The sequence below is a fragment of the Bacillus sp. AK031 genome (genome assembly GCF_053903065.1).
In genome coordinates this window covers 1300000-1313566 of sequence record NZ_CP096424.1, presented here as the reverse complement: position 1 = coordinate 1313566, position 13567 = coordinate 1300000, and the positions used below count along the sequence as shown (strand labels likewise).

At 40.2% G+C, this 13567-nt stretch carries 13 protein-coding genes; 2 read left to right on the top strand and 11 right to left on the bottom strand.

The window, feature by feature from the left end:
• Positions 1–9: 9 nt before the first annotated feature.
• The gene (locus M1E09_RS06505; protein WP_456274037.1) at positions 10–696 is read right to left on the bottom strand and encodes a DUF4912 domain-containing protein; all 687 of its coding nucleotides are present in this window, start codon (positions 694–696) and stop codon (positions 10–12) included.
• Between the two features lie 460 nt (positions 697–1156).
• Here M1E09_RS06505 and M1E09_RS06500 point away from each other — a divergent pair, with 460 nt between their 5' ends.
• The gene (locus M1E09_RS06500) at positions 1157–1516 is read left to right on the top strand and encodes a hypothetical protein (RefSeq protein ID WP_456274036.1); all 360 of its coding nucleotides are present in this window, start codon (positions 1157–1159) and stop codon (positions 1514–1516) included.
• Between the two features lie 11 nt (positions 1517–1527).
• Positions 1528–1992 (top strand): hypothetical protein, encoded by a 465-nt coding sequence (locus tag M1E09_RS06495; RefSeq protein ID WP_456274035.1) that lies wholly within the window; start codon positions 1528–1530, stop codon positions 1990–1992.
• Between the two features lie 32 nt (positions 1993–2024).
• Here M1E09_RS06495 and phoU read toward each other — a convergent pair whose 3' ends face one another.
• From phoU to M1E09_RS06445, 10 genes are all read right to left on the bottom strand, one after another.
• Positions 2025–2684 carry a phosphate signaling complex protein PhoU gene (gene phoU / locus M1E09_RS06490; protein ID WP_456274034.1) on the bottom strand — a complete coding sequence of 220 codons (660 nt, stop codon included), beginning with the start codon at positions 2682–2684 and terminating at the stop codon, positions 2025–2027.
• A 63-nt stretch (positions 2685–2747) separates the two neighbouring features.
• Complete coding sequence (gene pstB / locus M1E09_RS06485; protein ID WP_456274033.1) at positions 2748–3575, bottom strand: phosphate ABC transporter ATP-binding protein PstB; 828 nt, start codon at positions 3573–3575, stop codon at positions 2748–2750.
• Between the two features lie 18 nt (positions 3576–3593).
• Entirely contained in the window at positions 3594–4478 is an 885-nt protein-coding gene (gene pstA, locus M1E09_RS06480) for a phosphate ABC transporter permease PstA (RefSeq protein ID WP_456274032.1), read from the bottom strand.
• Between the two features lie 2 nt (positions 4479–4480).
• On the bottom strand, positions 4481–5428 hold the full coding sequence (pstC, locus tag M1E09_RS06475) for a phosphate ABC transporter permease subunit PstC (protein ID WP_456274031.1): 948 nt from the start codon (positions 5426–5428) through the stop codon (positions 4481–4483).
• 112 nt (positions 5429–5540) lie between these two features.
• Entirely contained in the window at positions 5541–6527 is a 987-nt protein-coding gene (locus M1E09_RS06470) for a PstS family phosphate ABC transporter substrate-binding protein (RefSeq protein ID WP_456274030.1), read from the bottom strand.
• A 232-nt stretch (positions 6528–6759) separates the two neighbouring features.
• A complete protein-coding gene (locus M1E09_RS06465) occupies positions 6760–8943 on the bottom strand; it encodes a penicillin-binding transpeptidase domain-containing protein (protein WP_456274919.1) in 2184 nt (727 codons plus the stop codon).
• 229 nt (positions 8944–9172) lie between these two features.
• Positions 9173–10390 (bottom strand): MFS transporter, encoded by a 1218-nt coding sequence (locus M1E09_RS06460; protein ID WP_456274029.1) that lies wholly within the window; start codon positions 10388–10390, stop codon positions 9173–9175.
• A 204-nt stretch (positions 10391–10594) separates the two neighbouring features.
• Positions 10595–11203, bottom strand: a complete 609-nt coding sequence (gene sodA, locus M1E09_RS06455) for a superoxide dismutase SodA (RefSeq protein ID WP_456274028.1) — start codon at positions 11201–11203, stop codon at positions 10595–10597.
• A gap of 179 nt (positions 11204–11382) precedes the next feature.
• A complete protein-coding gene (locus M1E09_RS06450) occupies positions 11383–11865 on the bottom strand; it encodes a DUF456 domain-containing protein (protein WP_456274026.1) in 483 nt (160 codons plus the stop codon).
• A 75-nt stretch (positions 11866–11940) separates the two neighbouring features.
• Positions 11941–13551 carry a Na/Pi cotransporter family protein gene (locus M1E09_RS06445; protein ID WP_456274918.1) on the bottom strand — a complete coding sequence of 537 codons (1611 nt, stop codon included), beginning with the start codon at positions 13549–13551 and terminating at the stop codon, positions 11941–11943.
• Positions 13552–13567 lie beyond the last annotated feature (16 nt).

The following is a 13567-nucleotide window of genomic DNA, read 5'->3' as shown; positions in this document are numbered from 1 at the left end:
GACTTCCTCCTAGTTTTTCAAATAATATGAGTATGTACTGACATGCTCAACCCAATGGGGAGTTTTCGTTTTGCCGGCTGCATATTCCTGCAGTTCATCCATTTGATGAACTTCCTGATTATGACTGGTGCGCGGAGTATGAAAAACATTCGATCGAGTAATTCCAGTGAACCTTCCTCTCACGTCTACTATTCCATATTCAACACAGTATGAGCGGTTTGGTTTAAGGCTGCTGATGAACCAGTGTGCGGCTTGAGGAGGAACGATGATGTCTGTATAGCTGTGATGGTTGTGGCCGTTAAAAGCAATTGATGTGATATCAAAAACCCTTAATGAGTACTGATACTGATTTTCTGATAAACCATGGAACTCCCCCACTTGTTTAATAATGGATCCCGGAATATTCCAATAACACATCACCCTGGCACCTTCAGAAAACATTACTGTTAAATCCGTTTTCAAAGCAGCAGGTTTACGTTTCTTTGCGATAAGCCTTCCCTTGTATCTGCCTGATCGCTTCAGCGGCTTTACCTTTTCCTCCGAGGCAGCTGCAATAGCAGCTTTTGTTTCTTCCAATGACTTTTGATACTTAACCCATTGATACTGTACTTTTCCTACTGTCGTATTCATTTGTTTCGCTATTTTTCTAAATGATAACCCTTGTTCACGGTATTCAATAATTTTATCAAGCATCATTTTCACCTCTGAGAGAAATTTATGGGTATATGCAAAGAATACAATATTTATTCGTCTACTTAATCGTATCACCATGGGCAAAAACCTACAATAAACGCATTTTGTCGCAATTTGCTGGCATGCATAAAGACAAGAAAAGAAGTGCAAAAAAAATTCGTTTTCTGTTGATTTATTGGTATTCAGCCCAATTCAACAACGGAAAACGACAAGTTTCTTCTATAATATTAAGGGGGGCTCCTCTAATTTATTCGAATACTGTGCCTGAGAGTTTAATTACTTTTTCTATGTTTAAAGAGTAATGCTGTTGTTTATAAGGAAAAAGTGCTAACTTATTTCAGCTCTAGAAGTTAATTACGCAACCAGGTAGCAGTCATCTATAATGATAAGTCCCCAAATATATAGAGAATTGCAGGAATCTATGCTATAAATAATAGGTAGCAAACTCATACGAGGTGAACTTATGACAATCGTTATTATTAGTCTGCTCTCACTTTCTGCATTGCTGTTTATTATTTCTTTTTTTCAAAGAGATCGATATAAAACACTGGAGAAAGATGTTGAAGAGCTGTCCATGAATTTTCTTCAGGAAAATTACACATTAAAGAAGAGACTGAAGGTACTCGAAGAAGAGCTTTTAATGGATGAAGGTCCTGTGTTTCAGTCGACCGCTTCTAAACGACCGAAAACGAAGGTTCATGAAATAGTCAAAAATCAAGTGTTGGCGCTTTACGGCCAAGGAATGGAATTGGACCAAATCGCAAAACAATCGGCATTGCCGATAAATGATGTAAAGGAAATTATTCGAAGCAGGGATATGTGAAAGGAGATTCCATGAACAAGCAAAGTACAAGAGCTTTTGCAGCAGGACTTTTTCTCTCTGCCATCATATTGATCGTTTTTTCTTACTATGATGAATCTAAGGCTGATCCTGAAGCTCAATTGAAAGAGCAGGGCTATGTCATCCTCACAGAGGAAGAAGCAAAGCAGCGAAATGAAGAAGTTTCGAAGTTGCAGGATCAGGTAGAGACACTGTCTAAAAATAATAGTACGGCAAAAGAGGAAACAGAAACCGGCGACAGCGATACTGCAGTGAGTGAAGTGACAATTACCGTTTCACCCGGCATGACTCCGATAGAAATTGCTGATAAGCTGGAAAGCAGCGGCGTTATCCGAAATGCCAGCGATTTGAACAGTTACCTGGTCAATAGCGGCTTGGCTGACAAAATTCAAATTGGTGAATATCAGTTTAATTCGGATATGACACTTGAGCAAATATCAGATTTACTGACAAACTGAAAGGCAGCCATTTACGGCTGCCTTTTTCTATTCTATGCATTTAAATCAAAACGTCTTCCCTTAACCAGATAAAATACACCTTCAGCTACATTTGTCGCATGGTCTGCAGAACGTTCAAGATACCGGCAAATAAAGGAGAGTTGTGTTATCTGTGCTGTGAATTCCGGCTGCTTTTTATTTAAGCTAAGCAGTTCTTTGATTGTCTCACCATACAGATCATCAATCTCATCATCCAGATCGGCAATTTTCTTCGCCTTCACGACATCTTCTTCTACGAATGATTCCAAGGTTAGATTTATCATGTTCGAAGTCAATGTATACATCTTCTTAATGTTATTGATCGGTTTAATCAGCGGCTCTTTGCCGATTCTTATGGTGGATTTAGCAATATTAACGGCAAAATCAGCTATCCTTTCGATATCGGATGCCACTTTGATCGTCACAATGATCCTTCTTAAATCAGTTGCAACGGGCTGCTGTTTTGCTATCAGCAAAATTGCAATATCATTGATTTCTTCTTCAAGCAGGTCAGCATGCGTATCATCTTCAATGATTTCCAGTGCTTTTTCGATATCCTGCTCTTCCAATGCTTTAACACTTGCATCAAGAGCTGTGTTGGCAAGCCTGCCAAGCTCCATCAGTTTTGATTGAAGGTCCTTTAAACTCTCATCAAATTGTCCTCTAGTCCCCATGAAAATCCTCCTCGAAACTTATCGGTGAAGCCATATCTTTCGTTGTAAATCAATGAATATTTATCATCCAAAACGTCCAGAAATATAATCCTCTGTTCTTTTATCACTAGGAGTCGAGAAGATAGTATTCGTTTCATCGAACTCGATCACTTCTCCATTTAAAAAGAATGCTGTTTTATCTGAAATACGCGCTGCCTGCTGCATATTGTGTGTGACAATAATGATGCTGTAATCCTTTTTCAGATCTTGCACGAGTTCTTCTACTTTTAGTGTAGAGATTGGGTCAAGAGCTGAAGTAGGCTCATCCATAAGGATGACATCAGGCTCGATCGCCAGACAGCGGGCAATACAGAGGCGCTGCTGCTGACCGCCGGAAAGACCATAAGCATTTTCTTTTAAACGGTCTTTAACCTCATCCCAGATAGCCGCTCCGCGAAGACTTTTTTCAACAATTTCATCCAACACTTTTTTATTGCGGATTCCATGGATCCTTGGACCGTAAGCGACATTATCATATATTGATTTTGGGAAAGGATTTGGCTTTTGGAAAACCATTCCCACTCTTGTTCTTAGATCTTCCACTGTAAAAGATTTATCAAGAATGCTTTGGTTACGGTAATTGATCTCACCGGAAATACGGACAACAGGAATCAATTCAACCATCCTGTTAAGTGTTTTAATAAATGTGGACTTACCACACCCGGATGGCCCGATAATGGCCGTCACTTCATTTTCATTGATGGCAAGATTTATGTTTTTCAACGCTTTGTCTTCGCCGTACCATAGGTTCAAGTCCTTTGTTTCATAGACTATGCTTTTATTTTGATTTTTCCCCTTGCCTTCAGTTACTGTGTTTGCCGTTCTTTTATCGTTCCCAGAAAGTACTGCCATTGAAATAACCTCCAAAAATTAGAATCTCTTTTGAAATTTGTTTCTGATGATGATTGCGATTGAGTTCATTGCGAACAGTACAACCAATAATACGACAATCGTAGCCGCTGCTAAAAATGCATACTCGTCTGTCAAAGCAGAGTCAACCGTCCAATAGTAAATTTGCATCGGCATTACGGTGAATTTGTCAAAAACACCTTCTGGCAGAGGAATCAATAACGCTGGAATCCCGATAACGACAAGAGGTGCTGTCTCACCTATAGCACGTGATAACGCCAGGATGACACCGGTTAAAATACCGGGAATGGCTGTAGGCAAAACGATATTCTTCACGGTCTGCCATTTTGTAGCACCCATCCCATAAGAAGCTTCCCTTAAAAATTGAGGAACAGCTCTTAATGCTTCCTGGCTGGCTACCACTACGATCGGAAGAACAAGAAGAGACATTGTCAATCCGCCGGCTAGGACAATGTTCCCCAGATCCGCCATCCTTACAAATACAGTCAATCCCAGAATACCGAAAACAACCGACGGTACACCTGCAAGGTTGCTTATATTGGTCTGGATAATGCTCTTGAGCTTGCCTTCTTTGGCGTATTCTTCGAGATAAATGGCAGTCCCAACACCAAGGAACATTGTCACCGGGGCCACAACTAACATTAGCCAAACGGTACCAAGTATAGCCCCCATGATACCTGCTTTTTCAGGATTAACAGAAAGTTTTCCTGTAAGGAAATTCATATCAATCCAGCCCATACTGTCATTTACCACCCGATAAATCAGTGTAACCAGTACGACTAATCCAAATAGTATAGAAAGTAAAAATATTGTCTTGGCAAGCTTATTCTTAAACAAGCGCATACCCATTTGCTTTTGTACTTGTGCTGCGTCTACATATTTCATAATTAATATTCCTCCCTAAATCTTCGAGAAATATATTGTGCAATCAAATTCATAATTAATGTGAAAACAAACAGTGTCATGGCTACAGCGTACAAGCTGTAGTATATCGTTGTTCCAGCTGCAGCCTCACCACCGGTTACTTCAACAATATACGCGGTCATAGTCTGCATGGATTGGGTAATATCAAACGTGAAGTTTTTATTGCTTCCTGAAGCAATCGTAACAATCATCGTTTCCCCAATCGCGCGGGAAATACCCAGAACAAAGGAAGAAATAATTCCAGAAATAGCAGCAGGAATAACTACTTTCCAAGTTACCTCGAGTTTTGTCGCACCAAGTGCAAGTGCCCCTTCTCTCATCGAGTTTGGTACAGAACTCATGGCATCCTCAGAAAGTGAGGCCACCATTGGGATGATCATGATTCCCATTACGATTCCTGGACTGAGGATATTAGTGGGCTCTAGTGCAGGAATAAATGATCTTAATAGAGGAGTCACGAATGTAAAGGCAAAAAATCCATATACAATTGTCGGTATTCCGGCAAGGATTTCAAGTATTGGTTTCAATGTCTTTCTAACCCTTTCCGATGCATACTCACTCAAGTATACAGCGGACATTACGCCAACCGGTATCGCCACAAACATCGCAATGATTGAAGAGATGATTGTACCCGTGAGTAACGGCAGTACCCCAAACTGCGGTTCTCTTCCGATCGGGTTCAGTTCCGTTCCAGTGAAGAAATCTAAAAATGGAACAGCCCTAAAGAAATTAACTGTTTCTGTTAATAATGTAATAACAATTCCGATAGTCGTAAAAATTGAAATTGCTGCAATAGCAAATAAAAATTTAGGAATGAACTTTTCCATGACTGAATTGATGTTCACGGTGCTTTTTTTCTCTTCAATCATTTCGCGAACATTCAACTTGCCATTCCCGTCTGAATTCTTCATTATGAAAACCCCTTTCATCCTTCATCCCTTACTCAAAGGGGAAAATAACCACATAAGAAGATGAGAAGGCCTATCTTCTCATCTTCTGAGTATTATTGTAATTACTCAACTGTTATTGAATTTCTTCTAATTTCGCTAAATTCTCCTCAATTGTTTCATCAGAAAGTGGAGCAAAACCAGTTTCTGCAGCAACATCCTGAGCATTGTTCATGATATATTTTGCATAATCAAGAACCTGTGGCTTTTCTTGCGCCATGTTCGCATTCAAATAAGTGAATACTGGACGTGTGAATGGTGCATAAGCTGCATCCCCTAACCCGATTGTTTCAAGGCTTGGTTCAACCGGGCCATTCCCGAAGTCAACAGCAACTGCGCCAAGCTTGTCTTTGTTATTTTCATAGTACCCATAACCAAAGAATGCGATCGCGTTCTTATCTTTAGATACAAGGTCAACTAAAGTAGAGTATTCCTGCTGAAGGTTTACACTATCAACAAAATCTTCTTCTTCCATGATTGATTCAAACATAAACTCGTTCGTACCGTGGTTTTCATTTGGACCCATTGGCTTGATTTCTTCATCCGGCCATTCAGGGTTGATATCGGACCATTTTGTTACTCCACCTTCAGCAAGGAAGATGTTTACAACTTCTTCTTGAGTCATTTCAGTAGCCCAGTCATTTTCAGGATTGATAACGAAAGTCAAACCATCAAGTGCAACTTGGAATTCCATTACATCGATTCCCAATTCATCTGCTTGGGCTTGCTCTTCATCTTTGATTTCACGAGAGGCATCGTTGAAGTCTGTGCCGCCTTCTTCGACTAAGAACTTCTTGAATCCTGCAGATGTTCCTGCACGGCTTACTTCCACTGATACTTCTTCATTTTCAGTCATATAGTTTTCAGCCATTTGAGCCATGAACGGATAAACTGTACCGGAACCATCGATTACTACGCTTCCTTCAAGTGAGGCAGAATCTCCACCTTCAGCGTTCCCGCCATTATTGGCTGCATTGTTACCGTTGTTAGATCCACACGCAGCAGTAAACATTACAAGTGCTGCCATTACTACTAGCAGTAGCAATCCTTTGAAGTTCTTCATTTCTAAATTCCCCCTAAGAAATTTTGTTATTTGTCCTACGAGTAATAGAATAATAGATGAGTGTTAATCCGGTTTTAATCAATTGTAAAGGTTTTGTAAATTCGACTTTTTTCACGTTTATTTTCTATAAAATCAGTCAACATTTCTCGAAATATAAATACATTCTTCCTTCATAATGTATTTATTCAAAAAAAAGAAACCTTTCACAGGGAAAGGTTTCATTAGAGGTTTTCTATTCTTCTGTTCCATTATCTTCTTCATTGTCTCCAGAGACATTCTCTTGTCTTGTTTCTTCCTGCAGCTCTTCTGCATCTTCTACGTTTTCTACCTTCTTCTCCACGTCATTGGAGTTCATGCCTTCTTTTTCTCGTTTTTTCTTTAGTTCGAAATATACGTCCATGATTTTTCTTGAGATTTCTTTATTGATGTACGGATCTTGTACACTATTATGAGACCATGGAACAACTGTAGAATAGGCAATCTCAGGTTGGTCGTAAGGAGCATATCCAATTAATGTTGTATTATTTGTACCTGGTATGCATCTGTTAGTTTCCGGATCAGGGAAGCAAGCCTCTGCTGTTCCTGATTTACCTGCAGCCACGTATGGAGCATTATTAAAATAATCAACGGCTGTACCTTTTGAATGATGATATACCTGATAGAAGCCTTGCTGGATATTTTCAATTTGTGATTGAGTTACATTAACTTTGTTTAATACTTTTGGTTCAAATACCGTTTCAATAGGTCCCATACTTGAACTTTCTTTACTTGGCTCACGAACTTCTTTAAGCAGATGAGGTGCCACTCTGTATCCATCGTTTGCTACAGTAGAAACATATTGAGCAAGCTGCATAGGAGTAAAGGTATCAAACTGGCCTATTGCGAAATCAAGCAGGTTACCCGGAGTAACAAACTCCCCTTTATAACCATCTATTTCACCCGGTAAGTCTATCCCAGTTTTGACCCCTAAACCGAATTGATTAAAATGGTACCTAAGGTTGTTTAGGTCTTCTTCAGAACCGCTAATCGGAGCATCATAGACATAGTTAGGATTTCCAGCAATTTTCATGGCAATTTTGAACATGTATGAGTTAGATGAAATCTCTAGAGCAAATCTATCATTCATCCATTGATTCCCACCGCCATTCTTGTTAAACCATGATGCTTTTTTTTCTGTTCCAGCTATTTTGATTGGCTCGTCATAAAGGTTATCACCAGGGGACAAATACCCTGTCATGTACCCTGTCATTACAGTGGCCCCTTTGACCACTGATCCAACTTCATAAGAAGAAGTATATGTTCCCAATGCATAATCTAAAACCTTATATTCTCCTGTAGCAGGATCTCTCCCGTATCTTTTTCCTACCATTGCTAAGATTTCTCCGTTATTTGGATCCATCATGACAACAAATGCCCGATCTAAATAGGGAGATCGTGATTGATTTACATTTTTCAGTAATTCTTCCGTCACAATCTTTTCAACTTCCTGCTGCAGTTCCATATCGATGGTAAGGACGACATCTTTTCCCCGCTGCCCTTCCTGCATCAGAACTGATTCAATAACGCTTCCATCTTTGGTAATGTTTTTAATTTTTTCTTTTTGCCCTTTCAATACATCTTCATACTGAAGTTCTAAGTACGTTTTGCCAACACGGTCATTTCGGCTGTAATCCCTGGCTAAATAGTAATCTACTAACTCGCTGGGAAGCCCTTCCCGTGAGGAGGAAACATTTCCAAGGATCGAACGCAAAGTCTTATCGTATACATATGTTCTTTCCCAATCGGTTGTAGTATTCACTCCTGGAAGTTCAGATAAGTGCTCGCTGACCCTGGCAAACTCTTCTTGCGTGACACCTTTATTTTTAACAATCTGCGGCGAGAGAGCATAACCACTGTTCATTTCACGGAAAATTGCAAGGTCTTCCAAGTCCTGTTCAGAGAAAGAGCCGAGTTCCTCTTCCGTGATTCGGTCAAGGGTCATTCGATAAATCTTTGAGTTAATTTCATCGGAAGATAACTCCTCATTCTTTCTTAGCTCAGCTTCCTCTTCCTTCGATACCTTGTCATCCGCTTTATCTGGATTGTTTAAAATCCAAAAATCTTGCTTATCACGCTCCGTTACAGCATCTGGATTTACGTCAATCAATTGAGCTAAATCACGTGCAGCCTTCAATATGTCCTCCGACTTGGTGGACTGTGCTCTTGTGTAGGTGATTGCATTCATCGGAGTGTTATCGACGATGACATTCCCTACCCGGTCGTAAATCTTCCCTCTCGGCACACTGTTATTTACGAGCACGTCTTCTGTTCTTTCGACTTCGCGTTTGTACTCTTCCCCAGAGACAATTTGTACGACACCCAGCCGCAAAATCAGTAAAGAAAATAATAAAAAGACCGCAAAGAACAATAGATTCATCCGTACAGGCACATGCGTCTTTTTCTTTTTCTTATTATTTTTCAACCTCTTCCAGTCCTTCCTCTATATTAATCGTCTAATTTATTACATGCTTATACACTCTATATTATAGAAAGTGAAGTATCATTTCCACCCAAAACAACTCATGGTTAATAAATCAATATTTTCCATATAATTTTGCTCAATAAACAAGCAGAGAAGCCGCTTTACCTTCTCTGCTAAATTGTTATTACGTCATGGACAGGTTCACTTTCCGGATAAACAGGTAAATGATGCTATGGCCTGACCCAAGGATCAGAAGCAATATTGGAATACTTTTTTCTTCATTAAAAAACGTAATCGCAAATATAAATAACAGGATTGAGACGATTCGCCCCAGATTAAGGAATATTTCCCGGACAACAATATATTCAATCCTCATTTCAGCCGCTTTCCATCCTTTTCCGATAACGTCATAGGTCATTGAAATATAAGGAACCAGCAACAGGGGATACGCTACTGCGATAATTCCCGCGTACAGAAGAAGTTTCGGATAGGTCAGGTCAAATACAATCAGAAAGATTGCACTATAAAGGATTAATCCCCCGATAAGGATCGACTTTTTGCGATGCTTTTTTTTGATCAATCTGGAGGTCAGAAAGTATCCGATGAACGCAATTCCAGAATTAATCAATCCGAAGGTCCCTATTGCAAATTCACTGCCTGTGCTGATGAAAACAAATACGGAGATCATGAAAATGAACGTTCCTTCTCTCAAGCCTTGAAAAAAGTGAGCATCTGTTATCAAGCGCCAGTTTTCATTGAACTTCCTTTCTTTCCATATTCTTCTAAACCAATACTTTCCGTGTGCAGGCCGTCTCTTTAAAAAGAAACTTAAAACAACCGCAAGTGAAAACAGGCCAAGGGATAAACCAAATACAATCGTATACCCTTTAAAAGAAGCAAACCTTGAAATAATATAACCCGCCAATATCGGTCCGACCATTCCACCTGCGGATGTAAGGGTCCCTAAAAAGCCATTGAAAAAGTCTCTTGTTTCCGGCTCGGTAATTTCAAAGGTCAGAACATTAAAAGCCAGCCAGTAGAAACCATATCCAATCCCAAGAAGAGCACCGAGTATTATCAGGTTGTCTCCGGCATTTTCACCGAAAAACAGGACGGAAAGATAGAATAAAGCTAAAAAAATCACTCCTGTCCGAAGTACAATCACCCGATCAATTTTTTTAGCCCACCTGCCGGCCAGAATAAATGTCAGCGGCTGGAAGATTACTACTGTTAAATTATAAATCCCGAGGTCTAAAAACTCTCCGGATTGTTTCCATAGATAAATGTTCACAAATGTATTGGATAAAGCGACACTCATGGAATATAATCCGCCGATCAACAAAAGAAATACGATATCTTTCTTTAACTCAATATCACCCAAAATCCTTTTAAACCTGGTCATTTTTATTACTCCCCTTTATCTTGCACTTATTTTTTGAAAAAGGAGAGCAACTTATACCCATTAAAAAAAGAAGGAGGCTGATATTAACCTAACCTTCGCATCATCAAGTGAAAATTTCAGCTCTAGTTATTTCTTTAACAGCATGTTTCGCCGCAAAAGACATAAAAAAGAAGGCCCCGAAGGAACCTTCTTTTGAGAATGTTATTATTTTGCTGCGCTGTAACGCTTAGAAACTTCATCCCAGTTAACTACATTCCAGAATGCGTTGATGTAGTCAGGACGGCGGTTTTGATAGTTCAGGTAGTAAGCATGCTCCCAAACATCAAGCCCAAGGATAGGTGTCTTGCCATCCATTAGAGGAGAGTCCTGGTTAAGAGTGCTTGTCACTTCAAGCTCTCCGTTGTTTACTACTAACCAAGCCCATCCAGAACCAAAGCGGCCGGCACCTGCAGCTGCAAATTCTTCTTTGAACTTTTCAAAGCTGCCGAATTTGCTTGAAATTGCGTCAGCTAGCTCACCTTCTGGGTTTCCGCCTCCGTTTGGAGAAAGAACTGTCCAGAATAATGAGTGGTTTGCATGTCCGCCGCCGTTATTGCGGACTGCAGTGCGTGCTCCCTCAGGAACAGCATCAAGGTTAGCGACAACTTCTTCTACAGATTTGCTAAGAAGTTCTTCGTTTCCTTGCAATGCGTCGTTCAACTTAGTTACATAAGCGTTGTGATGCTTCGTATGGTGGATGTTCATTGTTTCCTTGTCGATATGTGGTTCTAATGCATCGTAAGCATAAGGTAATTGCGGTAATTCAAATGCCATGATAAAATTCCTCCCTATGTAATATTTAGAATCGTTCAACGATTCCGGACTTTTCATTTTTAGATTACCAAATAAAAATCTTCTCATCAAACAAAATGCTCGAAGAAAGCAAAAAGTTTGATGACATAATTATAATCCCCAAAAAAGAGAGTTCTATTCTTTTTTAGCTTGGTTCAAAATCAAAGTGCCAGAACGAAAAAGTAAATGACCATGATGATCTGGATGATTCCTTTTGTGACCATGCTTGAAATAAAGCCGATCAGTGACCCTGCTCCCACTTTCAATGACTGTTTGAAGCCCGTCTTGTTTACCAGCATCTCTCCAATAACTGCACCTAAGAACGGACCGGCAATAATTCCTGCAACCGGAATGACAAACGGGCCTACGAGCAGTCCGATGGTGCTTCCCCATATTCCCGCCTTCGTGCCGCCATACCTTTTGATCCCAATCAAGTTTGAAGCATAATCTGCACCGAATAATAAAACAACAAAAAGGCCCTGAATAGTCCAGAAGAGCCAGTTGAATGGGTCAAAGCTGAATAACACGCCATAAAGAAGGAAAGCCCCGAGCAATACAAGTACGCTTGGTATGATAGGATAGACCAAACCGATAAATGCAGCTGCGATTAAAATGATAATTATTCCCCAATAGATAATCTCCAATATGTTACCTCCCCATACAAAAAAAGACTGGCCGAGAGAGGTCACTCCCCCGGTCAGTCCTATTATACACTCATATTAATCGTTTTCTCCAAGGACAGCTTCAGCAATATTCACTGCATGGTCTCCTATGCGCTCCAGGTTGCTGATGATGTCAACGAAAACAATACCTGCCTGCCCTGAGCATAACCCTTCGTTAAGGCGGAGGATATGCTGCTTACGCAGTTTACGTTCCATTTTATCGATCATGTCTTCTTTTTCAGCAACTTCACGTGCAAGCTGATGATCATTATTGTCTAAAGATGAAACAGCCTTTTTGACAGTTTCAATTGTCAGTTCAAACATACCGTCCAAATCAGCCATGGCATCCGAAGTGATCTTTACTTTATTGGCCTGCTGATACTCAACCAGTTCAAGGATATTCTCAAAGTGGTCTCCTATACGTTCAATATCTCTTACTGTATCCATTAAGATCGAATGTTTTTCAGATTCTGCTTCTGTTAATGAAGCAGCAGATATATCCACTAAATAATTCGTGATTTTCTTATCAAGGTTGTTGATTGCATCTTCAATTTGATAAGCAACATCCGAATGTTTGCTTTGCTTTGTTTTCAGGAAGTTATTGGATTCCTCCAAGCCTTTCACCGCAAATTCACCCATGCGAAGAACCTCTTCCTTTGCTTGTCCAAGTGCAATGGAAGGTGACTGTTCAATGAACATTGGATCAAGATGTTTTGCTTTATAGTCAACCAGGGCGTCCTCCCCAGGAATCAACTTGGTAACGATTACTGCCAGTAAACCAATGAAAGGGAACTGGATGATCGTATTCGTTAAGTTGAATGTTCCATGTGCAAAGGCAATCGTCATTTCAGGATTAAGGTTCAGGGCATCCTGCAAGAATTCAACTAATCTGTGATAAATCGGTAATATAATCAGAAAGATCGTTGTTCCAATCAAGTTAAATAACACATGCGTTGCCGCTGCTCTTCTTGCGGCTACAGATGCACCGATTGCTGCCAGGACAGCTGTAATCGTCGTACCAATATTATCACCGAAAAGCACCGGCAATGCAGCATTGATATCTACAAGGCCTTCGGCATAAAGTCCCTGAAGGATACCGATTGTCGCTGAAGAGCTTTGTACAATTACCGTGAATAATGTACCAATAACTACCCCCAGAATAGGGTTTGAACTCATACTGATTGTCAGATCAGTAAACGCTTCTAAGGAACGAAGAGGTTTCATTCCTCCACTCATTAGTTCCAGTCCGTAAAACAGACCACCAAATCCAAACACAATCTGTCCCAGATATTGGACTTTCTTGTGCTTGAAGAAGAATAACATCACTGCACCTACTGCAATGATCGGAAGTGCATACTCACCAAGATCGATTCCGATGATGAAGGCTGTAACTGTGGTACCGATGTTTGCCCCCATAATAACCCCAATCGCCTGGCGAAGGGTCATGAACCCGGCGCTGACAAGCCCGACTGTAATGACTGTGGTACCACTGCTAGACTGAATAAGAATCGTTACAATTATACCAGCCAGTACACCCATAAAAGGATTGGTCGTGAATCTATCAAGAATATCCCTTAAACGGTCACCAGCAGATTTCTGCAATCCATCTCCAAGGTACTTGATACCAAACAGGAAAATCCCAAGACCGCCAAAAAATTGAAATAACATCTCTTGCCAATTTAAT

What these genes read in the sequence shown, in the direction of transcription:
- M1E09_RS06505 (WP_456274037.1), bottom strand. Translation starts at nt 696, where the DNA reads ATGATGCTTGATAAAATTATTGAATACCGTGAACAAGGGTTATCATTT.
- M1E09_RS06500 (WP_456274036.1), top strand. Translation starts at nt 1,157, where the DNA reads ATGACAATCGTTATTATTAGTCTGCTCTCACTTTCTGCATTGCTGTTT.
- M1E09_RS06495 (WP_456274035.1), top strand. Translation starts at nt 1,528, where the DNA reads ATGAACAAGCAAAGTACAAGAGCTTTTGCAGCAGGACTTTTTCTCTCT.
- phoU (WP_456274034.1), bottom strand. Translation starts at nt 2,684, where the DNA reads ATGGGGACTAGAGGACAATTTGATGAGAGTTTAAAGGACCTTCAATCA.
- pstB (WP_456274033.1), bottom strand. Translation starts at nt 3,575, where the DNA reads ATGGCAGTACTTTCTGGGAACGATAAAAGAACGGCAAACACAGTAACT.
- pstA (WP_456274032.1), bottom strand. Translation starts at nt 4,478, where the DNA reads ATGAAATATGTAGACGCAGCACAAGTACAAAAGCAAATGGGTATGCGC.
- pstC (WP_456274031.1), bottom strand. Translation starts at nt 5,428, where the DNA reads ATGAAGAATTCAGACGGGAATGGCAAGTTGAATGTTCGCGAAATGATT.
- M1E09_RS06470 (WP_456274030.1), bottom strand. Translation starts at nt 6,527, where the DNA reads ATGAAGAACTTCAAAGGATTGCTACTGCTAGTAGTAATGGCAGCACTT.
- M1E09_RS06465 (WP_456274919.1), bottom strand. Translation starts at nt 8,943, where the DNA reads ATGAATCTATTGTTCTTTGCGGTCTTTTTATTATTTTCTTTACTGATT.
- M1E09_RS06460 (WP_456274029.1), bottom strand. Translation starts at nt 10,390, where the DNA reads ATGACCAGGTTTAAAAGGATTTTGGGTGATATTGAGTTAAAGAAAGAT.
- sodA (WP_456274028.1), bottom strand. Translation starts at nt 11,203, where the DNA reads ATGGCATTTGAATTACCGCAATTACCTTATGCTTACGATGCATTAGAA.
- M1E09_RS06445 (WP_456274918.1), bottom strand. Translation starts at nt 13,551, where the DNA reads ATGTTATTTCAATTTTTTGGCGGTCTTGGGATTTTCCTGTTTGGTATC.